This window comes from Motilimonas eburnea (assembly GCF_021295345.1).
GTDB lineage: Bacteria > Pseudomonadota > Gammaproteobacteria > Enterobacterales > CBDFNC01 > Motilimonas > Motilimonas eburnea.
This window is the reverse complement of record NZ_JAIMJB010000010.1, coordinates 121,934-147,249: the sequence shown is the minus strand read 5'-3', so window position 1 is coordinate 147,249 and position 25,316 is coordinate 121,934. Positions and strand designations below refer to the sequence as shown.

The 25,316-nt window shown below is 46.4% G+C and carries 22 protein-coding genes; 16 read left to right on the top strand and 6 right to left on the bottom strand.

Annotated elements, in window-relative coordinates:
* Window positions 1-6 precede the first annotated feature (6 nt).
* Entirely contained in the window at window positions 7-969 is a 963-nt protein-coding gene (locus K6Y21_RS11830) for a KpsF/GutQ family sugar-phosphate isomerase (protein WP_233072056.1), read from the top strand.
* Window positions 970-1,165: 196 nt separating this feature from the next.
* Here the strand turns inward: K6Y21_RS11830 and K6Y21_RS11825 are convergent, their stop codons facing one another.
* The 4 genes from K6Y21_RS11825 to K6Y21_RS11810 all read right to left on the bottom strand — a co-directional run bounded on the left by K6Y21_RS11825 (window position 1,166) and on the right by K6Y21_RS11810 (window position 6,848).
* On the bottom strand, window positions 1,166-3,001 hold the full coding sequence (locus K6Y21_RS11825) for a methyl-accepting chemotaxis protein (RefSeq protein WP_233072055.1): 1,836 nt from the start codon (window positions 2,999-3,001) through the stop codon (window positions 1,166-1,168).
* 108 nt (window positions 3,002-3,109) lie between these two features.
* Window positions 3,110-4,945, bottom strand: coding sequence for a methyl-accepting chemotaxis protein (locus K6Y21_RS11820; RefSeq protein WP_233072054.1), 1,836 nt, complete (start codon window positions 4,943-4,945; stop codon window positions 3,110-3,112).
* A 209-nt stretch (window positions 4,946-5,154) separates the two neighbouring features.
* Window positions 5,155-6,243: a rhomboid family intramembrane serine protease gene (locus K6Y21_RS11815; protein WP_233072053.1), complete on the bottom strand. Its 1,089-nt coding sequence runs from the start codon at window positions 6,241-6,243 to the stop codon at window positions 5,155-5,157.
* Window positions 6,244-6,254: 11 nt separating this feature from the next.
* Window positions 6,255-6,848, bottom strand: coding sequence for a hypothetical protein (locus K6Y21_RS11810; protein ID WP_233072052.1), 594 nt, complete (start codon window positions 6,846-6,848; stop codon window positions 6,255-6,257).
* Window positions 6,849-7,011: 163 nt separating this feature from the next.
* On the opposite strand from K6Y21_RS11810, the gene K6Y21_RS11805 reads away from it, so the two are divergent.
* From K6Y21_RS11805 to K6Y21_RS11790, 4 genes are all read left to right on the top strand, one after another.
* Window positions 7,012-8,973, top strand: a complete 1,962-nt coding sequence (locus tag K6Y21_RS11805; protein ID WP_233072051.1) for an intermembrane phospholipid transport YdbH family protein — start codon at window positions 7,012-7,014, stop codon at window positions 8,971-8,973.
* Complete coding sequence (locus tag K6Y21_RS11800) at window positions 8,970-9,155, top strand: YnbE family lipoprotein (protein WP_233072050.1); 186 nt, start codon at window positions 8,970-8,972, stop codon at window positions 9,153-9,155. Before K6Y21_RS11805 ends, K6Y21_RS11800 begins: the two co-directional genes overlap by 4 nt.
* A gap of 10 nt (window positions 9,156-9,165) precedes the next feature.
* On the top strand, window positions 9,166-9,480 hold the full coding sequence (locus K6Y21_RS11795) for a YdbL family probable chaperone protein (RefSeq protein WP_233072049.1): 315 nt from the start codon (window positions 9,166-9,168) through the stop codon (window positions 9,478-9,480).
* A 77-nt stretch (window positions 9,481-9,557) separates the two neighbouring features.
* Window positions 9,558-11,615, top strand: coding sequence for a S9 family peptidase (locus K6Y21_RS11790; RefSeq protein WP_233072048.1), 2,058 nt, complete (start codon window positions 9,558-9,560; stop codon window positions 11,613-11,615).
* A 44-nt stretch (window positions 11,616-11,659) separates the two neighbouring features.
* Here the strand turns inward: K6Y21_RS11790 and K6Y21_RS11785 are convergent, their stop codons facing one another.
* Both K6Y21_RS11785 and K6Y21_RS11780 read right to left on the bottom strand, forming a co-directional pair.
* Window positions 11,660-11,980, bottom strand: coding sequence for a hypothetical protein (locus K6Y21_RS11785; RefSeq protein WP_233072047.1), 321 nt, complete (start codon window positions 11,978-11,980; stop codon window positions 11,660-11,662).
* Between the two features lie 56 nt (window positions 11,981-12,036).
* The gene (locus K6Y21_RS11780; RefSeq protein ID WP_233072046.1) at window positions 12,037-12,216 is read right to left on the bottom strand and encodes a hypothetical protein; all 180 of its coding nucleotides are present in this window, start codon (window positions 12,214-12,216) and stop codon (window positions 12,037-12,039) included.
* Between the two features lie 696 nt (window positions 12,217-12,912).
* On the opposite strand from K6Y21_RS11780, the gene K6Y21_RS11775 reads away from it, so the two are divergent.
* From K6Y21_RS11775 to K6Y21_RS11725, 11 genes are all read left to right on the top strand, one after another.
* Window positions 12,913-14,820 (top strand): EAL domain-containing protein, encoded by a 1,908-nt coding sequence (locus K6Y21_RS11775; RefSeq protein WP_233072045.1) that lies wholly within the window; start codon window positions 12,913-12,915, stop codon window positions 14,818-14,820.
* 221 nt (window positions 14,821-15,041) lie between these two features.
* Window positions 15,042-15,956, top strand: a complete 915-nt coding sequence (locus tag K6Y21_RS11770) for a type IV pilus biogenesis protein PilM (protein ID WP_233072044.1) — start codon at window positions 15,042-15,044, stop codon at window positions 15,954-15,956.
* Complete coding sequence (locus K6Y21_RS11765; RefSeq protein ID WP_233072043.1) at window positions 15,953-16,552, top strand: PilN domain-containing protein; 600 nt, start codon at window positions 15,953-15,955, stop codon at window positions 16,550-16,552. The genes K6Y21_RS11770 and K6Y21_RS11765 overlap by 4 nt, the downstream gene beginning before the upstream one ends.
* The gene (locus tag K6Y21_RS11760) at window positions 16,549-17,208 is read left to right on the top strand and encodes a type II secretion system protein GspM (protein ID WP_233072042.1); all 660 of its coding nucleotides are present in this window, start codon (window positions 16,549-16,551) and stop codon (window positions 17,206-17,208) included. The genes K6Y21_RS11765 and K6Y21_RS11760 overlap by 4 nt, the downstream gene beginning before the upstream one ends.
* On the top strand, window positions 17,201-17,521 hold the full coding sequence (locus K6Y21_RS11755) for an MSHA biogenesis protein MshK (protein ID WP_233072041.1): 321 nt from the start codon (window positions 17,201-17,203) through the stop codon (window positions 17,519-17,521). The genes K6Y21_RS11760 and K6Y21_RS11755 overlap by 8 nt, the downstream gene beginning before the upstream one ends.
* Window positions 17,522-17,554: 33 nt before the next feature.
* Complete coding sequence (gene mshL / locus K6Y21_RS11750; protein ID WP_233072040.1) at window positions 17,555-19,231, top strand: pilus (MSHA type) biogenesis protein MshL; 1,677 nt, start codon at window positions 17,555-17,557, stop codon at window positions 19,229-19,231.
* A 1-nt stretch (window position 19,232) separates the two neighbouring features.
* The gene (locus K6Y21_RS11745; RefSeq protein WP_233072039.1) at window positions 19,233-20,138 is read left to right on the top strand and encodes an ExeA family protein; all 906 of its coding nucleotides are present in this window, start codon (window positions 19,233-19,235) and stop codon (window positions 20,136-20,138) included.
* Window positions 20,135-21,694, top strand: a complete 1,560-nt coding sequence (locus K6Y21_RS11740; protein WP_233072038.1) for a tetratricopeptide repeat protein — start codon at window positions 20,135-20,137, stop codon at window positions 21,692-21,694. The genes K6Y21_RS11745 and K6Y21_RS11740 overlap by 4 nt, the downstream gene beginning before the upstream one ends.
* Before the next feature lie 31 nt (window positions 21,695-21,725).
* Window positions 21,726-23,453, top strand: a complete 1,728-nt coding sequence (locus tag K6Y21_RS11735) for a GspE/PulE family protein (RefSeq protein ID WP_233072037.1) — start codon at window positions 21,726-21,728, stop codon at window positions 23,451-23,453.
* Entirely contained in the window at window positions 23,453-24,670 is a 1,218-nt protein-coding gene (locus tag K6Y21_RS11730) for a type II secretion system F family protein (protein WP_233072036.1), read from the top strand. The genes K6Y21_RS11735 and K6Y21_RS11730 overlap by 1 nt, the downstream gene beginning before the upstream one ends.
* Before the next feature lie 108 nt (window positions 24,671-24,778).
* A complete protein-coding gene (locus K6Y21_RS11725; RefSeq protein ID WP_233072035.1) occupies window positions 24,779-25,273 on the top strand; it encodes a hypothetical protein in 495 nt (164 codons plus the stop codon).
* Window positions 25,274-25,316: the final 43 nt, after the last annotated feature.

The following is a 25,316-nucleotide window of genomic DNA, read 5'->3' as shown; positions in this document are numbered from 1 at the left end:
AAACCTATGTCTGCGCAGTTACATTTGTCTGATCAACGCATATTAGAAGCGGTACGTGAAGTATTTCAAGTGGAGTCTGATGCCCTTAAGCGTCTGGCGACAGCGGCAGACTCGCGCTTTATCGAAGCAATACGTTTAATTAAACATTGTCAGGGACGTTTGATCGTCTGTGGTATGGGTAAGTCTGGCCTCATCGGAAAAAAAATTGCCGCTAGCTTCGCTTCACTCGGTCAGCCTGCGTTCTTTTTGCACCCAGGTGAAGCGTTTCATGGCGACCTTGGCATGGTGCAACCGGACGATGTGATGCTGCTGTTATCCTACAGTGGTGAAACGGATGAAGTGCTAAAAATTATCCCGTCTATTAAACATTTCGGTAATAAAATTATCGCGATTACGGGTGGGTTACACTCAAGCCTAGCCACGAATGCCGACGTGGTGCTTGACGCTAGCATCGAAAAAGAGGCTTGCCCCAATAACCTTGCTCCAACCACCTCTACCACGGTTGCTTTGGCCATAGGTGATGCCCTTGCTGCCACATTAGCCTTGGAAACCCAATTTAGCCCAATGGATTTTGCGAAATATCATCCCGGCGGGAGCTTAGGTCGACGTTTGTTAACGCGTGTCAAAGACGTGATGCGCAGTGAAAACTTACCAAAAGTGACGCCGACGACGCCCATTACCGATGCCTTAATGGTGATGACAGAAACTCGAACCGGTTTAGCCTTAGTGATGGAAAATGAGCAGTTAGCTGGGGTGATCACTGATGGTGATGTGCGCCGTTACTTACTGGCGGGTCATCAAGTAGCAAGTGGTGTGGCTCAAGATATGATGACGCGCTCCCCACGAACCATTGAGCAATCCTGTATGCTGGCACAAGCCGAAGAGTTGATGCGTGAAAAGCATATTAAGTGGTTAGTCGTGCTCGACGACAATCAGCAGGTAGCGGGCATTTTAGAGTGGAGTCAGTAAGGCTCGAATTTTACATCTCGATATCTAAGGCCGGATCTGATGTTCGGCCTTATGATGTCAGTACCGTTATGACCTCTAGCGGCGAAACGAGTTGGTAGAGTAGGTATGCTGGCTTGTTGCTGTATCCTACTTCCTATTTCCTATATCCCGATCTCTAAGGCCGAATCTAATATTCGGCCTGATGATTTTAGAACCGCTATAACCTAAAGCGGCGAACTGATTTGGTGAGTATACTGGCTTGTTGCAGTATATCTTCACTGGCTTGTGACGTTTGGGTCGCCGCGAGATTTGACGCCTCGGCAATATCGCGAATATTGACGATATTTTTATTGACCTCGGCGGCCACCGTACTTTGCTCTTCGATTGCGGCGGCGATTTGGGTGCTGGTTTCGGAAATGTCGGTCACATCTTGGGTAATTTGCTCGAGTAACTCACCTGCGAGTTGAGCTTGTTCGGTACTCTCTTGACCTTGAACGTGACAATCTCGGATCAGACTAACAATACTGCCCGTTTTCTCTTGTAATGAAGAGATGATATTGCTGATCTCTTGGGTTGAGTTTTGGGTGCGTTGGGCCAGGCTTCTGACTTCATCAGCTACGACGGCAAAACCGCGACCTTGCTCACCGGCCCGGGCTGCTTCTATGGCTGCATTGAGTGCCAGTAAGTTGGTTTGTTCGGCAATGCCACGAATGACCTCTAATACTTGGCCTATGGTTTGGCTTTCTTGCTCCAGCTCTTCCACTGCACCCGATGAGCGAGTGAGGCTGTCTGCCAAAATATTAATTTTAGTGATGGTCTGCTCGACACTTTGACGCCCTTTAAGGGCATTTTGGTTGGTATTTTCAGCGCGACTGGCTGCGGCATCTGTGTTGTTGGAAATCTCCTCTATGGTACAGCCCATTTCGGTGACGGCCGTGGCCACCATATCGGTTTCATCAAGCTGACTTCTCATGCCTCGCTGCGTTTCCGCGGCATTGAGGGATAACTCTTCCGAAGCACTCGATAGGGTGTCGACCGCATGGTTGACGTCTTGGATCAGATCCTGAAAAGTGGCAAGCATTTCATCAAAGTTATGACCCACATCGGCAATTTCATCTTTACCATTGATGTTTGCTCTTTTTCCTAAATCTTTGTTTAAGTTGATTGTTCTTATGGTAGAAGTAATGTGGTTGAGAGGAACAATGATACTGCGAGAGAGTAAGATACTAAATAGGATAATGGCGCCAATGATCACGACGAAAATAATGATGCCTTGAAGTTTAGCATTTGCGCTGGCGTCTTCGATGATGGTGCGAATTTGCGTTTCGACGGTATCAAGGGCGGTTTCTGTTTGATGTATGGTGCTTCTTAGGCTCCCCATTAAGCCGTCTTGTGGGGTTAGACCAATGGCGACCATTTTTTCTACGTAATCGTTAAAGCGTTGTTTGTAATTGGTGAGGGTGATTTTGGTCTGCCCTTGATTGGCGCTGATCATCTTATCTATCAGCTTATTAAACCGATCTAGGTACTTGCTTTGAAAGCGCAGCATAAAGTCTTTTTCAAAGCGCCTTAACATCAAATAATCTGACAGGGCTTGATAATCACTGGTGTCTTTATAAACCTGCTCGGTGGCGTGGGCGCTTTTTCTTAAGGCGCCGTTTAAACCAGATTCATGATCTAAACCAGCAGCCACTTGCAACATAACCAATTGGTTAAACAGTTTATGATAGTCTTTCATGGCCTTGATGGTGAGGTCTAAATCGGCCATAGGTAAGCCATTTTCAACATAGAAGGACTTCAACTCGGCTAAATGTTTGTTGGTCACCTCGATGGTTTCGTTAAATTTACCTTGGTATTTAAGGTCATTGCGGGCAATGAAGTCTTTTTCGTGGCGGCGCAGGGTCAACATATCTGTTTTAATTGACTCTGCAATCAGTAGGGTGGTGGAAAGCTTTTCGAGTTCGTTGGTTTTACCCAGTAACAAAAAGAACAAGAGTATTAAACCGCCGGTGATGACTACGCTATTCGCGATAAACTTGTGTTTGATTAGCATGCAAATCCCATTGCGTCAGTTATGCCTGACGATAAGTTTAGACGGGATTTTAAACAAGGGAGGGTCAAGGCTATAAAATAGCCTTGAATTGATATTTATTTGTTTGATTTATATTTTAAATATCTTCACCGCCTGATGTAATTTAGTGGCTTGTTCGAGGACTTTTTCACTGGCAACCACACTGTCATCTGCCGTTTGTTGGCTGGCTTGGGCACTGTCTTTGATGTTAACGATATTGCGATTAACTTCATTGGACACCAAACTTTGCTCTTCAATGGCGGCGGCAACCTGGATGCTCATATCTGAAATTTGACTGACGTTTTGGGTAATTTCATTCAGTAATTGTCCCGCCAGTTCGGCTTGTTGGCTGCTGTCTTTACCTTGTTGGTCACAGGCGGCAATTAAGCTGACAATACTGCGTGTACGTTGTTGTAATGAATCGATAATTTCACTGATTTTATGGGTTGATTCTTGCGTGCGTAAAGCCAAGCTTCTCACCTCATCAGCCACCACGGCAAAACCACGGCCTTGTTCACCCGCGCGAGCCGCTTCAATCGCCGCATTGAGGGCCAACAAGTTGGTTTGCTCGGCAATGCTTTTTATCACTTCAAGCACCTGATCTATGGTTTGGCTTTCCTGTTCAAGGATGCCTACCGCTTGTGACGACTCACGTAACTTATCGGAAAGCTGGGTGATTTTAACTAGGGTGTCCTCAACACTTTGTTTACCTTCAAGGGCACTATTATTGGTGGATTCCGCAACTTGAGCCGCGTTTTCGGTGTTTTGCGCTATCTCTTCTATGGTGGAGCCCATTTCGGTGACGGCGGTAGCCACTTGGTCGGTTTCATCGAGCTGCTTGTTGATTTCTAACTTATTGCGGTTGGCATTAAGGGAAAGTTGTTCCGATGAGGCCGATAGCTCACCAACAACCTTGTTGACGTCATCAATGATGTGTTGGAAGTTTTCCAGCATGTGATTAAAGCTGCGACCAAGTTGGTTGAGCTCATCCTTACCTTGATCATTGGCGCGCAAGCTAAGGTCGTTGTGCTGTTCAACCTGTTCAATCACATTCACCAGCGCATCCACCGGCTTAAGCACGATGCGGCTGATGTAAATGTTCGCAGTGATCAAGATAACAATGATGATGATGAACAAGATTAATGCTTGCTGGGTCATGTCGTCGACTTGCTGGTCGATAAGCACTTGCAAGTCTTGTGCGACCTGAATGAGTTCGTCTTCGGTGTTTTTGATGGTGCTGCGCATTTGCCCTAGTAACCCAAGGTTATGGTCAAGGCCTAATTGGGATAAGGTGCTAACGTATTGATTAAATGTGGTGCCAAATGTGGTGAGCACGCCTTGGTCTGACGTTGATAATAGCGGCAACATGGCGCTGACTTGCTGATTCAGGCGCTCTGCGTATTTGAGATCGTGACGCTGCATAAAGTCTTTTTCACTGCGTCGTATCATCAAGTAATCGGCTAATAGCTTGTCGTTATTGTTTTGCTTTATGTGCTTTTCTAGTTGATGGGCGGCTTGGCGCAGTTCACCGTGTAACCCGGATTTGTGGTCTAAACCCAGTTGTTGTTGCAGTGTCACTAACTGGCTAAACTCAGCCTGATAGGTGTTGATCGAATTGGCCAGTTGATTAAGTAAGGGACTGGCTTGGCCTGCGCTTTGATAAAAGGCACTGAGCAACGCGATTTTATCTAGGGTGCGGCCGATCTCTTGATTGAATTTGTCTTGGTATTTCAGATCTAACCGCGCTAAGAAATCTTTTTCGTGTTTACGGAGCGCCAACACATGGCTGTTAAGCTGCTCAGCTTGGCCTACCTTAACGCCCAGCTCTTTCAGTGTGCTTGATTCCTGCAGCAACAATAGCAACAATGCCAGTAGTCCAAGCCCGGTGAGCAAGGTGTTAATCAGCATTTTGTGTTTTATTTTCATTGGCTAAACCTTCTAAATACGAGAGTCAAAAAAACAGATCTCTAGAATGGATATCGACTCAAAAGGCCTGAAATCGTTGGCGTTGAAGTCAAATTAGGTAAACCAGCAATATATTAGAAAAGCCACTTCCAAAACAGGGGGTTAGTCTGTAGTAAGTGGCCTTATGTGAAGGAAAATTTGGTATTTTGTGATCTTGATGTTAGGTATAACTATTTGCTCGTTTCTAGCTTGATATCATTGTTATTTACAAAGGATATAACTGGGTTTTTAGCTAATACCTTATTGTAATAAAGTTTGCCGGCGATGAGCCCGGCGATAAAGCCGCCAATGTGCGCCGACCAAGCGACCCCAGCGGAGCTTTGTACAAAGCCGTAAATATTCAACCCTAACCAAATCATAAAATAGGCCCAGGCGGGTAAACGCGCTTGATAGACGAAAAACATGTAACTGAGCTTCGCCTTTCTAAACAACACGATATAAGCGCCAAAAAGTCCGGCGACAGCACCACTGGCGCCCACCATCGGCGCCATTTCACCTAGATGAACCCCATAAAAAGCCAGCCCGCCTAGGGCACCAAAGCCAAGGTACAGTAATAAATAAGGGATTTTGCCTAAGGCGTCTTCAAGGTTGTCGCCAATGACGTACAGGAAGTACATGTTGCCCAATATGTGTAACCAACTGCCATGTAAAAATTGATAAGTGAACAAGGTCCATGGTGCATCGGCGAAATAGATGGGATCCATCACTAAGGCTTGGCTTAAAAATGGCTCAGGAATCAGCCCTGTTAAGGTAAAAATAAAGAAAAGCACGTTAATGACAATTAATGAAACGGTGATAACGGGAAAGTTTTTCGGTTTGATATTGTACTCAACGGGCATTTGCGTGATGAATTGAAAGATATAACTCGCAAAATTGTTGGTTTTATTCAGTGCCAACATGGCTTGACGCAAACTGGGGGTGTGTTCAACTTGTTCTAACTCGTGTTTGTCGATCCAAACGCCACTACAGCTGGTACACAAATCGATTTCAACATCAAAATTGTCAATAATTTTAAATGTTTCTAGTGACTTATTACAATCTGGGCAGGCTTTATCACTGCTGCAGACATAAGCACCGATATTTTCTTTTAGGCTATGTTGCTGTTGTTGGTGAGCATAACTGGCCTCCAGCTCACCGCCTTCGAACCACAGCCCCCCGCATTCGGTGCACAGGTCAACTTCTTGGTTTTGATATTGGGTTTGCTTGAGCGGCTGCTTGGCGCAGCAGGGACATAATTTATAGTTGTTAGAATAATGCATAAGGTGTTTTCTTATTTTGCTTGATACGATAACAGTTGATCGGCATCGACATTATGTTGGCTCAGTACATCTCTTATCTGAGCGAGGTCGGCTTTTATGTAAGCCAAGGTGTGCTCTTTGGTTTGCACCGAGAGGGCATCGAGTCGCTCGATGACCACGTTACGGCCAAGGTATCGTTTGTCTAGCCGCATCAAGAGGTCGTCAACTTCATTATGAAACCGCCTCACGCCAGTGAGGATGGGGGCGGGGGTCTCCATGGTACGTGGTGAAAAGCGCATGGCTTGCCAGATATAGGTATCGAACTTTGGGCGATCTTTTTCAGCGTGGTAGCTGTGACCTTGGCGCAAGTAGTCAATGGTCTTATCGAGTTTATCCAGATTATCACTCAGCTCATCTTTGAGTGAACGCCTGAGGTGGTAATTGTCTGTTAAGTTGTTGATGTCATTAAATGTCATGGCTTGTGACATACCTTCTTGCGAAGCAAGGTAGACACCCAACATGGTGGCGATTAACATAAAGACTTGGCCAACCCAAAACCCTGTTTTTATTAGATCTGAGTTATCCAGTTTTTTGACTGCGGCCTTAATGGGGATGTTTTTTGGCATGTATCTGTACTTCTTCCTTGAAATGACAAACGGGGTATAAAAATGTTATTGCTGGTGAATTCTACAAAATCATCATATTTTTGTCAGTTGCTATCTAAGGCAGTTATTTATTTTGCCCGTTTTATTTGAACTTGGTGCACCCTAGGGCGATGAGGCTTTATTGATGCGTCAACATCCGCACAAATCACACTGGCTCGGTGCCATGTTACTGCGCTATTGGTTACTTAGCTGGGGTTGCTTGAGTCCCTTTTTTGCGAATGCCATGGATTTTAGCTGGCTTGCAACAGGGAACCTTGAGTTACAACGTATTAACCTAGACGATGCTTGCCCAAAACGGTATCTGCAAGGTATTCGGGTCAGTAAGCAAGCCAATGATGATCCTGTTATTCATGTTGACGAAGTGCACTGGGCGCTAACTTGTACAAGTGAAACCGCACCGAAGGCTTCAGCGCCCGTTGAACCAACCACACCGCAGACTCCGCAGCAAAGGGTAGCAGCGGTGGCCGATCTACTGAATCAATTGGGTCTGGTTGAGCGCGTTGCGCAATTGCCTAATATCACCCTTAACATCAAGGGAATTCGTCTGTATCAAAACGAAAAACCTTGGCTTGATCCTTGGCAATTACAGGCCAATATCACGTCTAAACGGGTCGATATTCGCCTCTACCAACAAGCTAACCAACTCACGTTAGGGCTAGACAGGATCGCGTCACAATGGCAGATACAGGCTAAGATAACCACCATTTTGCTAGAACAATTAAACTTGCCTCTGCCTGCGCCAATCCTGTTACAGCCGCAAATCAGCATCAGTGGAAACTTGCACCAGCCGACGCTTTTTGCCTTGCAGGTCTCATCGCCTATTCAGGTGATGCCTTGGCTCGAAAAAGGGCAAGTCAAAGGGAAAGCACAGTTGGATCTGGCTAAACAACGCGTGTTGTTAACAGAATTTAATCTGTTATCCATGTTGCGCTGGCAGCAGTTAAGGGTGAATAAAGGGCAATTGAGTCTCGCTGAGCCTGCCGTGTTTGACTTGACCCAAGCAACATTGAACGCTGAATTTCTGGTGCAAAAAGCCAAATGGGGTAAACACGCTTTGCCTGATATTCGCCTAGCCAGCAAGACGCGTTATCAAATAGCACCGTCGCGCTTAGATGCCACCCTTTCACTGTCTAGCCTGATGCAACTGATCGAAACTAAGTTGACCTTGGCGGGCAATCAGCTCAGGGTTGAGCTGATTCCGGGGGAGCTTAATTTGGTTGAAGCCAATAAAACGGCAACCGGGTTACGCTGGCTTGATAAAACCCAAATTGACAGTGGCAAAATCGGTTATACAGGAAGCTTGAATTATCATTTAACGCGCGGTGATGGTCGCTTGGATGTGGCGATTGATGCAAAAAGTATCAGTGGTTTGGTGCAAGATTTTGTGGTCGAAAACGCAGCCCTATCCCTAGTACAAGGTTATGAGATAGCCCACAACCAATTAAGCTCGAAGCAAGATGATAACCATTTAAGCATCGATTTATTAGATATCGGGGTCCCTTTAAGCGCGATTGACTTGGACTTTAAAGCGGATATTCATCAGCCTGAAATCCGCGACTTGAGCGCTTATGTATTAGGGGGGGAGTTACGTATTAAACGCTTTAAACCCTTGGCGTTAGGGCGCACTGATGTGAGTATAAAAGGTGTTCAATTAGCAGGGCTACTTGCCTATGGACAACTGCCCGGTGCGTCGGCAACTGGGGTTTTGGATGCCAATATTCCCTTGCTCAAAGAAGCCGATGGGTTTCATATTTATCAAGGTGAAATCGCCGCGCGAGCACCCGGTGGGCATATCGCGATACCCGATTCAGATGTGGTGAGCAGCATTGCCAGCACCAATGTTGGGGTAGAGTTTATTTTTAAGATCTTGGAAGACCTTCGCTACTCTGACTTGGTTGGCAAGTTAAATTATCAACCCAATGGCGACATGCAAATAGAGGCGAAGATCAAAGGAAATAGCCCGCATGTGAGTAAAACGCGGCCGATAGAGTTTAATTATTCCCATCAAGAAAACCTGATACAATTATTACGTAGTTTGCGTTTTTCCAATGAGTTGGAACGAAAAATTGAGGAAAAATATTTATGATAAGGATCCTAATGCCCTTGGGGTTGAGTGTGGCGTTACTCGCTTGTACGCCTAGGGTGGAAGTTGCGGTGCCTGATAAGCCAATTACCGTCAATTTAAATGTGAAAATTGATCACGAGATCCGGGTCAAGGTGGATAAAGATCTTGAACAAATTTTCAGTGACGAAAGCGGATTATTTTAAGGAGTTTAGGATGAAAAAATGGCTATTGATTTTAATGACGGCTGTGAGTTTTAACGTACTTGCATTAGATTTGCACTCGGCTAAAGACCAAGGTTTAATCGGTGAACGCCCTGATGGCATGGTGGGGGCGGTTCAGGCCTCGGCCGAGGTGAACAGCATAGTGGCATCCATCAATGCTCAGCGTTTAGAAGCCTACAAGAAGATCGCGAAGAAAAACAACATGACCACCGAGCAAGTGGCTATTTTAGCAGGCGAAAAAGCCCTGCAAAAAACACCTTCAGGGCAATATATTATGAATGGTGCAGGCAAGTGGGTTAAAAAGTAATTTAACCCCTTAAGAAATCAAAAGCCGATATTGCCTATATCGGCTTTTTTTGTTGTTCAATCCAATAAGGTTTATTTATGCGCCCTCCTCAGGCTGAGAAACGGCCATTTTTGATTAAACACCACCAAGATATTCGCCAAGATGATTACTATTGGTTACGTGATGACAGTCGCAGTGACGCTGATGTATTGGCGTATTTACGCGCTGAAAATGCCTATTGTGACGCGTTGATGGCTCAGTGGGCCCCGCTGCAACAGTCCCTGTTTGAGGAAATGACGGCCCGACTGCAGCCCGATGAGGCCAGTGTGCCTTATTATAAAAAGGGATATTGGTATCAGCAGTTATATCTTGATGGTTGTGATTACCCAAAACTGGTGCGCTACGCACAATCGCTGAATGCTGAGCCACAATGCTTGCTGGATTTAAATCTTCGCAGTCAGGGTCATGAATATTATGAGCTTGGTGAAGCGCGAGTTAGCCCAGATCAACAGCGTGTGTTGTTTAGCGAAGATTGTCTCGGTGGGTGTTTGTATCAGTTGGTATTACAAGATATTGCCACTGGTGACATCATAGAGCATGGACCTGATGATACCTCTGGTGACCTGGTGTGGGGCAGTGACAGCCAACACTATTATTATGTTAAAAAACATCCACACACCTTAGTGCCTTATCAAGTTTGGCGTCATGTAGTGGGCCAAAATTTCAGCTTGGATCAACTTATCTATCAAGAGGCTGACGACAGTTATTACCTCGGGCTTCATGTCTCTCGTTCGGAGCAATTTCTCATCATTGGCTGTTATGCCAGTACCAGCAGTGAGGCTTGGTTGGTTGATCTTAACCAAGTTGATGCAAAGGCGGTGAGGTTTCAGCGTCGCCAGTCAGGGATCGAGTATGAGCTTGACCATTTTGCCGGCCAATTTTTTGTCAGAACAAACGCATTAGGAAAAAACTTTTGTTTAGTGGCGGCGAATGAGGCCCTTGTAGAATCATCTGAGTTAGCCTTTGTTGATTGGGCGGTGGTGTGCCCGCCACGAGATGATGTGTTGTTGGAAGACTATCAATTATTTGATGACTACTTAGTGGTGCAAGAGCGTCATCAAGGGCTAGTTAACCTTGGTTACCGGCACTGGCAGGAGGATGAATTTCGTTCTGTCAGTTTTCATGATCCCTGTTATAGCGCTTGGCTCGGGCATAATCCTGAGCCCAGTTCAACACGGTTACGTTTTGGTTACTCCAGCTTAACAACGCCAACCAGTACATTAGAGATAGCGTTAAGCTGTGGTCAGCAACGTTTGTTAAAGCAACAAACCGTGTTGGGGGGATTTGATGTCGCTCATTATCACAGCGAGCGTTTGTGGATCTCGGCTCGAGATGGCACTCAAGTTCCCTTATCCTTGGTTTATCGTCAAGGCCAGCCATTGGCTAGTCGCCCCTTGCTGGTGTGTGGCTATGGCGCTTATGGTTTAAGTGAAGAGACGGCGTTTCGCAGTGACGTATTATCTTTACTTGATCGTGGTTTTATTTATGTCATTGCCCATGTCCGAGGCGGTGAAGAGCTTGGCCGTCATTGGTATGAAATGGGTAAATTAGCTGCCAAGCACAATACCTTTAATGATTTTATTGATGTCACTCAGGGTCTGCTAGGGCAAGGTTATGGTGATGCTAAACACGTTTATGCCATGGGGGGGAGCGCGGGCGGCTTACTGATGGCAGTGGTCGCGAATCAAGCCCCTCATTTGTTTCATGGCATCGTAGCGCAAGTTCCCTTTGTTGATGTATTAACGACCATGTTAGATGAATCTTTGCCGTTAACCACGGGAGAATATGAGGAGTGGGGCAACCCCAATGTTCAAGGGGATTATGAATACATTAAGTCCTACAGCCCTTATGATCAGATACACCAACAAGACTACCCTAATTTATTAGTGATGACAGGGTTACACGATTCTCAAGTGCAATACTGGGAGCCGGCCAAGTGGGTGGCTAAATTGCGGCAACATCATTTGGGTGAGCAAGTATTGCTGTTGCACACGGATCTCAATACGGGTCACGGCGGTAAATCAGGGCGCTACCAGCAATATCATGATGTGGCGATGGAATACGCGTTTTTGATCGGTTTGGCTCAAGCCGACTGAAGCGGCCTGTTCAGAACAGGCATGTTGATGCTCAATGCCAGCGCTTACTCCGAGAGATAATGCTCGACTTCATGGATCAGCGCTGCTTGTAGCTTCGCGACTTGTTGCCAATGCGCTTGATTTGGCTCTTGCTTAAACGCCTTCAATGCCAGTTCTAATGGCTTGGCGCAGACTAAACTGGCGGTTCCTTGCAAGGTGATAAGGAGTTGCTTCAGTCGCAGCTCGTCCTGTTGTTCAAAAGCGGCTCGCAGCAGAGCTAAATCGCTGTTTGCATGGGTTAAGTAATCTTGTAATAGGGCTGTGCGCAGCGCCGAGTGACTTAATTTAAGCTCAAGTACGGCTTTGTCTAACACGCAATAAATCATACTAACCTCCTCTCATTGGCACCAAGGTTAGCGGCTTTTATGGCTTGTTTAAAGATCTAATGCGCTGGCGTTGGTAAGATATCTAGGGGGTCAATAAGCTGATGGGCATGTAAGCTGAAGTAATTAAATGTGTTTGAGCTGGGCTCTTGGTGAGAAATGATATTGGCTGCAAGACCATGTCTCGGGTGATGTGGCGCGAGCGGCTCATGTGAGAGTTGGCTTGATTGACTATCCATGTTTAACCCTTAGCTTATAGTGAGCTGACACTTGGTTTCATTCGGTATGTAAATCATGACGCGCATATGTGACGCCAAGATGACAAGGATAAGGTGCGAAAAGGGCAATATGGCGGGTCTCACCTCTATTATTCGATATCAAAATTGTAAGTTAAATACTTTCCCTGTTGTAAGATATTTGCCATTATTTAGGTGGGTTTTCTCCTTATTTTAGTGATTATTTACATAGTAAAAATGCTAATGCACTAGTATTAAAGGTATTGTAGGCGGGTGTAACCTAGATGTAACAGTACCGGATTTCTGATTTCTCTCTGTTATATTTTTTTGATGTTATTTCAAGTGTATAGTTAGGCCGTTATAATGGGTCTTCAGTTTTGGGGGTTAATGCAAATTGCTTAGCCTGGTAACGTTTATTGAATGCCGTTAACAATTTACCTTAGGGATAAGGGTAAAGGTCAAGGGATCGCAGGGAGCTAGGTTTCCACGGATGATAACTATGACCGTTTTACAAAGGGCGATGTGAGAGCATCGCCCTTTTCTTTCATCGTTTGTTTTATTCCGCCCTTCGATCTGCAGCGCATTTTTATATATTTGTAAGCTGCCCCGCCATGCTTGCGTGTTACATTAAGTATGTTTTATTTCTTTACTGTTACGAATCATGCTTATGTGGTTGTCAAGGACGGTTACCCAACGCGTATGAAGTTTACCAATCGCTATATCTTCTTTATTTGCTTGTGCATTTCCGCCTCGGCTCTATGTGTGGTGATTGGCGGTGCGGTTAGCTTTCGTGAAATTGTTTACAAACATCAACAGATCCAGATTGGCGCTGTGGTTGAAGTGATCGACAAGCAGTTGGGCTCAAGGCAAGGCTCCCCTGAATTTGCAGCCTGGCTACCTAATTTATTGCGAGCACATGGCATTGCTAAGGTCGAAGTCGGTAATGATCAAGGCGTGGTGTACCGTTTTAATAGTGTTAACGAAACGGATGCTGTGAGACATGTCTACTACAAATATTACTTGCAGGCCCATCCCGGCTTTTATGTGGCGATTTCAGTGTTACAGCCATTTCACTTCATGGATTACGGGTTTAAGTCTTACCTTGGCCTGTTTTTAGCCCTGTTGACCGTGTTAGTGGGCAGTGTGATTTCGATTCGTTGGCTCAAGCGGCAATTTGCAGGGGCGGAGAAATTAGAGCGCAGAGCTAAACTAATTGAATTGGGTGAGATAAAAAATAATGCCCACCGTGATTTAGATGAGTGGCCGAGTGCAGCGGCAAAGGTGATAGATTCTCTCTTAGTGCAACTCAATGATGCCCAGCAAGAGCGGAGCAGGTTTGATACCTATATCCGTGCCAATGCCTTTGTTGATGATAAAACCGGTCTATCCAACCGCCTCGCTTTTGATAATCGACTGCAATCAGCGGTGCGCGATGACAGTATTTCAAGCGGTGCTGTGATGCTGGTGGAGCTGGCAGGGTTAAGCGAAATAAACCACACCATAGGCACCAATCAGGGTGATGACGTGCTTATTGAGGTGGCGAATGTGATTAAAAACTTTGGCCAAAAATACACTGGTGCATTTTATTCTCGCTATGCTGGAGCACACTTTGCTTTGTTATTTCCGCAAGTCTCCCTCAAAGAAACCCAAGACATTGCAAATCAACTTTGTAAGGTGCTGAACAAGGTACCACTGCCTGAGGATATTGAACATGATGATTTCTATTATGTTGGTGTGACCAGTTATCTGGTTGGCAATAAGTCTTCAGCGGTGATGGATGAAGTCGACAAAGCGGTGCGAGCAGCTCGTTTAGAAGGGGCGAGTGGCTGGTACATGTTTGAGTCTTCTCAGCCCCCTCCTGAATTAGCTAAGGGCAGTATACGTTGGCGCGCTATCCTAGAAAAAACAATACAGAACAAAAGCTTGCTTCTTTTTTTACAGCCCATATACAGCGCGGTGGATGGCCGGGAAGTGGGCCACGAGGTGATGGCTAGATTACGGGATGAAAAAGGCCGCGTGGTGAATGCCGGTGAGTTCTTACCTATGGCGGAAAAAGTAGGGATGACACTGGAGATCGACCGTGCCATGACTGCAAAGACGTTAGGCTTACTGCGCCAGCGCGGAGAGCTAAGCTCGCCCCTTAGCCTGAATATATGCGCCAATACCATTCTTGATGAAGATTTTCGTAAGTGGCTTAATTTTGAGTTAATACAGTTACCTAAGCCATTATTGCAAAAGTTGATCGTGGAATTACCTGAAGAAGATATCGCTAAGCATCAGGAGCAACTCTTGCCCGCGTTAAGGGCGCTTAAAGGGATGGGCTGTAAATTGGCCGCCGATCATGCCGGCCAAAATGTGGTCAGTACCCAATACATCAAGGATTGTGAAATCGACATATTGAAGCTGCACCCGAGCCTAGTGCGTGAGATCAACTCTGAAAAAGTGAACCAAATGGCGCTGCGCAGCTTGATGGGCGGATGCCCCGACAGTGAGGTCGAATTGATTGCGGTTGGGGTGGAAAATGCTGCTGAATGGGATTACCTGAAAAGAATTGGCGTAAATGCAGGGCAGGGCTACTATTTTGCACCGCCAAAGCAAGTGATATAATACTAACTTACTAGAAGGCGTGGAGGCCGTCTCGGCGACATCTGGCCGGGAAGCATCCCGTGTCAAAGTGATAACGAGAACGCCCGGTTTCACCAGCATTGTCAATATTGTCATTTGATTGCAATGACCGTCACACTTTTGGGCCATTGAAGTCATAATTTTGTTTTAATAATGATGCTTTCATCTAGCATATAGATAACCTTTAATTACAGGCAGTTATAATGTTTAGTCGAGGATTGCAGCGCAACGCAAATAAGGTACTGGGGGTGTATTTACGTCCCGACAGTGTTGCCTTGGCCATCGTTGAAAAAAAGCAAGTAAGCCAACTGCTTACCTTTCCTGTCTCGTCTTCGGAGCAATGGTTAGCCGCTTTGTCGGAGCAGGTTGCTAAACTGGGTTGTAAAAAACACCTCGCCTTTGTTGTGTTGTCACAACACTTCTATCAGCAAGTACAGATTGAGCGGCCCAATGTTCCAGATGAAGAACTGCTTGCCAGCTTACCGTTTGCCATTAAAGAGTTAGTATCAGAGCCATTGCGTGATTTAGTATTAGATTACGTTAACGTGCCGGCCGTGCCCATGATGGCCGAGCGACTCAATGTTATTTACAGCCCAAAAGCCGTGATTCAACGGGTGGTGTCGGCCGTTTCTGAAGCGGGGTTAAAGCTACAACACATAGGTGTTGAAGAGCTTACCTTAGCAAATTTGCTTGATGCTAAAGATGAAACCCAAATGTTGATATATCAACACAGCGCCGATGATGTCCTGATTTCTGTGGTGCGCAATGGCGCCTTGTATTTTTCTCGCCATCTACGCGGCTTCCAGTCACTGTGCCAGCAAACTCAGGTGGTTGATACCTTCTTGCTTGAAGGCTTGGGATTAGAGCTACAACGCTCTTTAGATTATGTTGTCGCGCAGTTGAAAATTGCCGATGTAAACCAGATTAAATTAGCCTTACCTAACGAGCATGTTGAGCAAATAGCCCGTCAAATTGGTGAGAGTCTAGGGCGAAATATCCAAGGCGTTCCCTTGACCGACAATCCACAAGAATGCGATGTGCTGCCTGCCCTTGCTGCTTTACCTAATGTGGCGCAACTGAATCTCATGTCGACTGACACCGTGGAGGAAGCGTCATGAAAACGCGCGTCAACCTCTATACCCAAGAGTTTATTCCGAAGAAAGTTTGGTTTTGTCTGCGCCAAATGTGCATTATCTGGGGGATGGCAATCGGGGTGGTATCGGTGAGTTATTTTTGGCTTGAAGGGCAGTATCAGCTCAGTCAAGCTACCCAGCAGCAAAGTCATCAAGCCTTAGCCAAGCAACAACAAGCCCTTGCCGTGTTACAAGCTAAGGTTGACCAGCGTGTGCCATCGGCTAAGTTAGCGCGTCAATTATCCCAAATGCAAGCCGAGCTAAGTGTGAAGCAGAAACTATTGGCGGCGGTGGGGCAAAACGAGACCTTTAAAAATGCCGGTTTTGCCGGGGTATTAACGGATTTAGCACGACTTAATGATAAAGATATTCGACTCACAGAAATCCGCGCAGAATCTGGCCAAATTAGCTTGTCAGGCATTACCTACAGTAACCACGCGGTTCCGCGTTGGATCAAAACATTTAAAACCAGTGATACCTTAGCTGGCCAAGAGTTTGCGGTACTTAAAGTCGTGCGCAATGACAAGCAAGAAATGGTCTTTGAGTTGGTGGCGGCCGCGGGCAAGCAGGAGCAACCATGAGCATGACGAAAACCTGGCAGCAATGGGACAGCAAACTGATGGCGTTATCGCTGCGTGAGCGGGCGATGATAATGCTAACCGGTTTGGTATTAGTGTGTTTTCCAGCCTACAGCTACTTGCTTGACCCTTTATGGCAAGGAAAGCAAGCGGCAGAGCAGCAACATCAACAAAATTTACAGCAGTTGAAACTCGCCCAAGGGGAAATCGAAATCGCCAATATTTTGCTTGAGCGTGATCCCGATGCTGCCGTTAAGCAAGAAATCGAGGTTTTGAATCAAGGTATTGATGAGCTTGATAAACAGTTAGAAGCCGGGACCCTTGATCTCATTTCAGCGCAAAAAATGGCGGGGTTATTGGAAAAAATGTTAGCCAATAGCCAAGCCTTGACCTTAGTCAGTGTTGAATCCATTGCACCGGTGCCACTATTACCCGTTGAAGGCGAATTTAGCCAAGATATTAATTTATTTCAGCATGGCTTAACCTTAACCTTTACAGGTAGTTATTTTGCTGTGCAGGATTTTTTAGCCAATTTAGAACAGTTGCCCGATAAATTTTATTGGCAATCCATGCATTACCAAGTTGTGCAGCACCCTAATGCAACGGTGGAGTTGCAACTTTATACCTTAAGTACCAATAAGGACTTTATTCGTGGTTAACGTATTGGTTTGGATATTGACTTTACTCGGCTGCGCCATGGCTAATGCGCAGCCTTTGAATGATCCGACGGCGCCAAGGCAACCCGTCAAACAGGTTGAAACTAAAACGCAAGTGGTCGTTGCCAAACCGAGGTTACAGAGTATTTTAGTGCAAAATGATCATCGTAGTGCCGTGATTAATAATCAAAATGTGGGCGTAGGCGATCGGGTCGACGGCTACCGTGTTACCCGGATCACGGCGAATTATGTCTTGCTACAGGGCAAGGGTGGAACCATTAGGCTATCACTATTCAATGCTGACTTTATTAAATAGCAGCAGCTGAGTATTCAGTCAGGGAAGTAAATAATGAAAAATACCGCTTTATTGTTGTGCGCATTAATTTTGGTTGGGTGTAAAACCACTGAAACCTTAGATGCAAACGAACAAAAAGAAGCTTTGTCCAACTCGATTGAAAATAATCAGCGCCAGTCAGTAACACCGGTGGCTCCCGTGCCTGTGCCAGAAACGGTCATGAATGAGTTATTGCCTGAGTCCGACTTTGCGAGTAACCAGCAGCGAGTATATGAAAAGCGCTTTCAGGTGTCGGCCAATAATGTGGAAGCCACACAGTTTTTTGGCTCCTTGGTGCAGGGCACGCCATTTAGTATGGCCATTCACCCTGGCGTTGAAGGCTACATTAGCTTAGATCTCAAAGATGTGACCCTCGATGAGGTGTTGGCCGTCACTAAAGATATGTACGGTTATGATGTACAACGTAAAGGTCGGATTTACCACGTTTATCCCTCTGGCTTACGGGTTGAAACCTTTAGCATGAACTATTTGCTGATGGAGCGTGATGGTGCCACTAAGACGACGGTCGCCACAGGGCATTTGGCGGATCAAAACAATAATACCAATAACTTTGACTCAGATAGCGACAGTAATAGCAGCTCATCGAGCAATAACAGTAATAGCAGTGGCAGCAATAGTAATACTAACGGTACGCGAATTATTACGCGTACCAACACCACGTATTGGCAAACCTTAGAGAGTGCCTTGGTGGGGTTGATTGGCACAGGTGACGGCCGCGCGGTGGTGACCAACCCGATGGCGGGCCTAGTGACGGTTAAAGCCTACCCCGATGAGCTAAAAATGGTGGCCGATTTTATTAAGCAAGCCGAGTCTCGTTTGCATCGCCAAGTGATTTTGGAAACCCAAATTATTGAAGTGGTACTGGATGATAATTATCAACAAGGTATCTCTTGGGAGAATGCAGGCGGTACGGCTCAGACCACAGACATTCTCTATGATAGTGCGTCGAAAATTGCTGAAAACGTGATCCGCAATACCATAGGTGGAGGCGGTGCACTCACCATCAGTAATGGTGATTTTAAGGCTGTGGTGTCGTTATTAGAAACCCAAGGTGACGTGAACGTGCTCTCTAAGCCGAGGATCACCGCCACCAACAACCAAAAAGCCGTGATAAAAGTGGGTAATGATGAGTACTTTGTGACCGATGTGTCGACCACGACCGTGACGGGTAATGCCACCACCTCAACGCCGAATGTTGAGCTAACGCCTTTCTTTTCAGGAATATCACTTGATGTGACGCCGCAAATTGATGAGCAAGGTGGCGTTTTGTTACATATTCACCCTTCCATTATTACCATTGAAGAACAACAGAAAAAAATCAGTTTTCGCTCATCGGGCTCATCGGATGCCACGATTGGCTCTGAAGATGGGCTGGTGATCCCCGTCGCCAAAAGTGAAGTGCGTGAGTCGGATACCATAGTCAAAGCCCAGTCCAATGACGTTATCGTTATCGGTGGCTTAATGAAAACCTTAACCAAAGATTTGGTTTCTAAGACCCCTGTGCTGGGTGACATCCCTTGGCTTGGCGAATTATTTACCAATCGTTCGAAAGAGTCTTACAAGACAGAGTTGGTTATTTTGCTCAAACCCACCGTGGTGGTCGACGGCACTTGGGAGCAAGAATTACAACGATCTTCAACCTTGCTAGAGAAGTGGTATCCAGCTCAATAATATGTACTTAGCGCATTTTGGTATGGCATCTTTGCCTTTTACCTTAACCCCAGACACGGACTTTTTTTATGAGCTAACGCCTCATGCTGAAGCCCTAGAAGTGCTAATGGCTGCATTAAACAGTGGTGAGTGTCTGATTAAGGTGGTTGGTGAGGTGGGCACAGGTAAAACCTTACTTTGTCGTAAGGTAATGAAAGAGCTAGATAAGAGTTATGTTAGTTTATTTCTGCCCAATCCCTATGTCAGCGCTCACGAATTACGTCAAGCCATTGCGTCACGATTGAAAATCGATTTACTTCAGTACAATAACCCAGCCAATTTAACCTCAGCCATCGAGCGCCGTTTAGCGTTATTGCATCAACACGGTAAAAAGTTGGTGCTGTTTATCGATGAGGCGCAAGCGCTGCCTGACGAAACCTTAGAAGCCATTCGCTTGTTTACCAATATAGAAACCGAGCAACATAAGCTGATCCAAGTGGTGTTATTTGGTCAGCCTGAGCTAGATGTACGCCTCAAGCAAGGTCGGTTTCGTCAGTTTCAACAGCGTGTGGTGTTTAGCTATCAGTTAAGATCATTAAGTCTGGCTGAAGCCAAGCTGTATATTCAATACCGGCTTAAGATCGCAGGCTATCAAGGTGAGCCGCTGTTTGATGCGAGTACGGTAAAGTTAATCTGGCGCGCTAGCCGGGGGATCCCACGATTATTGAATATTCTTTGTCATAAAGCCTTGATTGTGACTTATGGTCAAGGCGGCGTTACCGTTGCAGACCGTGCGGTTAAAGATGCCATTGCTGATACCGAAAATGTGTCGCGCTTACCTCGGGTACCGACTTGGGTGCTATGGCTGATCCCGCTCGTTTTGTTTGAGTGCTATGTCATTGTGGCTTGGTTGCGGGGGGCGTCATGAGTGTGATCAACCAAATGAACCGAGATTTAAAGCGGCGTCAAGGGGGCGACGACAATGCTTTATCTCCCGTATTAACCAACCTGCCTTGGTGGCATGGCTTGGCCTTGTTTAAGAGTGTTGCCGTTTTGATCCTTGTTGGCTTAACGCTGGTAAGTGGCTACTTACTCTGGTTTGCAGAGCCGCGTTCCTTACCGAGGGAAGCTGTGGTAGCGGATACAGTGGCAAATACCGACGCGGATACAGAAATAACAGTCAAAGAGGCTATGACTCAGACCTCCACTGAGCTAAGTCTAAGCTCAGATAAGGTGAAGGCGAGCCAGTCAGCTGTGGAACAAGGGAGTAAACAAGCCCAACAGCCCACTCATACCAGACAAACCATTGATGCCCAGTCTCAGGCTATGTTAGCGGCGGTCACCTCCAGCGATGGTAACAAGATTAAGGTGTTAGACGCCAAAGTGGTGTTTATATCCGATTTTGATACACCGAATAATGATTTAGCTGGCGCCGTTGTCGATGCCGAGGCTGAAAGTTTAGATCAAGCTGTTAATGAAGTGCCCAGTCAAGTTGCTGCCACTGTGACTGCTGAGCCTAGCGTTTTGCCTTCAGAGCCCCCTGTTTCAGCCCCTACATCTGAACTGATTGTATCCAAAGAACAGCAAGTGGCCGTGCAAATTAGCTCTGCAGAGGGAGTGACTGAGCCAACAGTAACATCTGGGTCGAGCGTAGCCTCCGCGTCTGTTATTCCTACACCAGAGCAGGCTGTCGCATCAGAGTTGACGGCAAAATCAACGCCGTCAGCCGCACCAGCAATGACCGCAAAATCAGCGCCCGAACCCATTGCCATTGTACCAGTGGCGCAAACCAAGCCCAAACAAGCCCAAAGCAGCAATAGCAATACGGCATCTCGCTCAGCCCATGAGGAAGTGAAAATCAAACCTACCCCATCAGGCCCAAGCAGCTTATCTATCAAGCCTGTGGAGTTGACGGAATCAGAATTGATTGCCCTTTATCAAAAACAGGCTCGTGCGGCGAAAACCAAGGGGGATCTTGGCGCCGCTCAAAGTCGGTTACAAAAAGCCTTAACTCTGGATCCCCGCCATGTTGAAGTGCGCAAAGAGCTGGCGGCGCTCCATTATGGTCGCGGAGAATACAGTCAAGCCATGAGCGTATTGGAGCAGGGGGTCACTTTGGTACCCAGCAATGCCGACTTTCGCTTGATGCAGGCCCGTATTTATTTGGCAGGTCAGCAGCAAGCTCAAGCACTGCAAGTGCTGGATGCGTTAACGCCTAATGTGGCTAACAATCAAGATTATTACGCCACCAAAGCGGCCCTGTCACAGCAATTAAACCAAGACAATAAGGCTTTAGAGGCCTATTTGGCGTTAGCTCGGATCCAACCCAAGCAAGGCAAGTGGTGGTTAGGGCTTGCTATCAGTCAAGAAAAGCTAGGTCAGCAGGAGCAAGCATTGCGCAGTTATCAACAAGCTGAATTGGTGGGTGGCTTGTCGTTAGCGTCGATGGATTATGTCAAAGGTCGGATCGCCGTTTTGCAATAACAATCGGCCCGGCCATAAGAGGGGTATGTTAATGGCTCAACCAAAATTAAAAAAACGCTTAGGTGATTTGCTGGTTGAAGAAGGCATCATCACCGAAGACCAACTGATGCAAGCGTTGGCTGAGCAGCGTAAAAATGGCCGTAAGTTGGGGGCTACCTTACAAGGTTTAGGCTTTTTAAGTGAAGATGACATGCTGGGCTTTTTATCTCGCCAGCTCGGCATACCTCTGGTTGATATTAACCAATTACGCATCGATGAACAGGTTGTCGCCAAGCTACCCGAAGTGCATGCGAGACGACTCCGCGCATTAGTGGTACACGACGATGGCCAAAGTGTCACCGTGGCCATGTCTGATCCTGCCGATTTACGTGCCCTTGATACCATTACCGGCTTATTGTCTGATCGCAATGTGAAGTTGGCGGTGGCGCGTGAGTCGCAGCTGATCGAGTCATTTGATCGTTTATATCGGCGCACCAAGGAAATTGCGTCCTTTGCTGAGCAATTGCAAGAGGAGCATGGTGATAGCGTCGAGCTTGATATCGGCCTGTCTGGCCTTGAAGCGGAAGGCTCGGAAGCCACCGTGGTTAAGCTATTACAATCTTTGTTTGAAGATGCGGTGCAGGTTGGGGCATCGGATGTGCATATTGAGCCTGAAGAAAAGTTATTGCGCATTCGCCAGCGGGTTGATGGGGTATTGCAAGAAAACGTGCTCAATGAGGTGAGCATTGTTGGTGCGCTAGTATTGCGATTGAAGTTGATGGCGGGGATGGATATTTCCGAAAAACGCTTGCCTCAAGATGGCCGTTTTAATATGTCTATTCGCGGTCACAGCATTGATGTGCGTGTCTCGACCATGCCGGTGCAATATGGTGAATCTGTGGTGATGCGCTTGCTCGACCAAAGCGCAGGCATTTTATCCCTAGAAGAAACCGGTATGCCTGCTGAGTTATTGCCGCGTTTTCGCCGTCAGTTGCAGCGCCCTCACGGTATGATCTTAGTGACAGGGCCGACGGGTAGCGGTAAAACCACCAGTCTTTATGGCGCGTTATCTGAGCTAAACGCACCGGGGAAAAAAATTATTACGGTGGAAGATCCGGTGGAATATCGCTTACCTAGGATCAACCAAGTTCAGGTTAATACCAAAATTGGCTTGGGCTTTTCCAACGTATTGAGGACCACCTTACGTCAAGATCCAGACATCTTATTGGTGGGCGAGATGCGTGATCATGAAACCGTAGAAATCGGTCTACGTGGTGCGTTAACCGGTCACTTAGTGCTTTCAACCTTACATACCAATGACGCCATTACTAGCGCCTTGCGTTTAATTGATATGGGCGCGCCGGGCTATTTAGTGGCCAGTTCGTTGCGTGCCATCGTGGCGCAGCGTCTGATCCGCAAGTTATGCGTTAACTGTAAGCAGCCTCATGAGGTAGAGCCAAGGGAGCGAGTTTGGTTAGAAAACTTATCGCAACAGTCATTGGCCGACACACAATTCTATCAGGGAACAGGATGTCAAAATTGTAACTTTACCGGTTATAAAGGCCGCGTGGGTGTATTTGAAATGCTTGAGCTGGATGAGCCAATGATGGAAGCATTGCGACGCGATGATCCAGAAGGCTTTTCTGCGGCCGCGAAGCAAAGTAAACATTACCGACCACTGGCATTTTCTGCATTGGATTATGCGATGCAAGGTATCACGTCATTGGAAGAGGTGCTGCGTTTGGTTGAGCAAGTGGATTTGTGGCAAGGTGATGCCTAATGGCCAGCTTTGAATATAAAGGCAGAGATGCGCAAGGGGCGCCAGTAAATGGTCGCTTGGAAGCCAGCGATGAAACGGCCGCCGCGGATATTCTATTGCGCCGTGGTGTGATGCCTATCAGCATTACACCGGCCAAAGCGGAATCGGATTTTGATTTAAGCCTGTGGTTGGAGCGCTCTATTCCCCTTGATCAGATGGTGATTTTTACCCGGCAGATGTATTCCTTAACTAAGGCTGGGATCCCCATTATTCGCGCTATTAATGGCTTGGCCGATTCTACTCACAGTAAATTATTACAGCGCACCTTGCAGGATATCTCAGAGCAGATGCGTAATGGTCGGCCCATGTCGGTGGCCATGCAAGCTCACCCTAAGGTATTTAACTCGTTATTTTTATCTATCGTTAACGTGGGAGAAAATACGGGTCAGCTGGATAAAGCGTTTTTACAGCTCAGTGAATACATGGAGCTAGAGCAAGAAACCCAAAAGCGGGTGAAAGCGGCGATGCGCTATCCGAGTTTTGTATTGATGGCGCTGGCGGCGGCCATGGTGATCTTAAATATTTTCGTGATCCCAACCTTTGCCGGTATGTTTGGCAAATTTGGTGTAGACCTGCCTTGGTCCACTAAGGTGTTGATGGGGACGTCGGCATTTTTTGTTAATTATTGGCCCCATATGCTGGTGGCCTTAGTGATCAGCTATTTTGCCATCAAGGCTTGGTATAACACCCCTTCGGGCCGCCTTACTTGGGACCGTTACAAACTGCGACTGCCCATTGTCGGCGATATCATTAATCGAACCTTACTGGCCCGTTATGCCCGCAGTTTTTCGATGATGTTAACCGCTGGGGTACCGTTAAACTCGGCTTTAAGTTTTGTTGCTAAAGCAACCGATAATGCCTACATGGAACAGCAAGTGCTAGGCATGCGCGCAGGCATTGAGCGTGGTGAAAGTTTACTGCGCACCTCTAACGCCAGTGGTTTGTTTACCCCGCTGGTGTTGCAAATGATCGCCGTGGGTGAAGAAACCGGCCAAGTGGATGAATTATTGCAAGAAGCCGCTGAGTTTTATGAACGTGAAGTGGATTACGATTTGAAAAGCTTGACCGCCAAAATAGAGCCAATCTTAATTGCGATTGTCGCTGGCATGGTGTTGATACTGGCCCTCGGTATCTTTACACCGATGTGGGATATGATGCGCGCATTCAAGGGCGGTTAGTGATTGATAATTAGGTGAAATGCTCGCACTGTGCTTAGGTATCTTCACTGCGAAATAGTAGGATATGAGTGGGATATGATGCGCGTTCATGGGGGGTAGGCAGGACCGATGAAAGATAAAGAAGTGTTAGCACAAACGTTACGAGGTTTTGGTTTAAAACAAATCGCGTTGATCATCGTGGTTTGTTTACTTGGCTACTTTGTTTATCTTTATCAGAAAAGCCAAGGGGTGATCAACGACACCAGCTTGGCTTTAAGTGCCAATCAATTTGCGCAGTTTAGTGGCGAGATCCATTTGCAATGGTTGCGCCAAGGTAAGCCTAAGCAACTAATATGGAGAAATAAAACCGTCATACTTAACCAGCAAGGTTGGCCAGAATCGGTTGCAGCTAACAAAAACGGACTTAATTGTGCTTTATTATGGCAAGGTCTGCTTGATACGGATATGCTTTTAAATAATCAAATGGTTAGGGTTAAAGTGCTGGGTGATAATTTAGGTTATGACAGCGGCTGCTTGTTTTATTTAGCTGAGCAAACCGGCTTTGAATACTGGAGTAAAACCGGGCAGGTTAGGTTGGTGCAAGTAGATAAAACACTGTTGTAATTTGGCTTTACTGATATAATACACTGCTGTATTTAAGTTATCT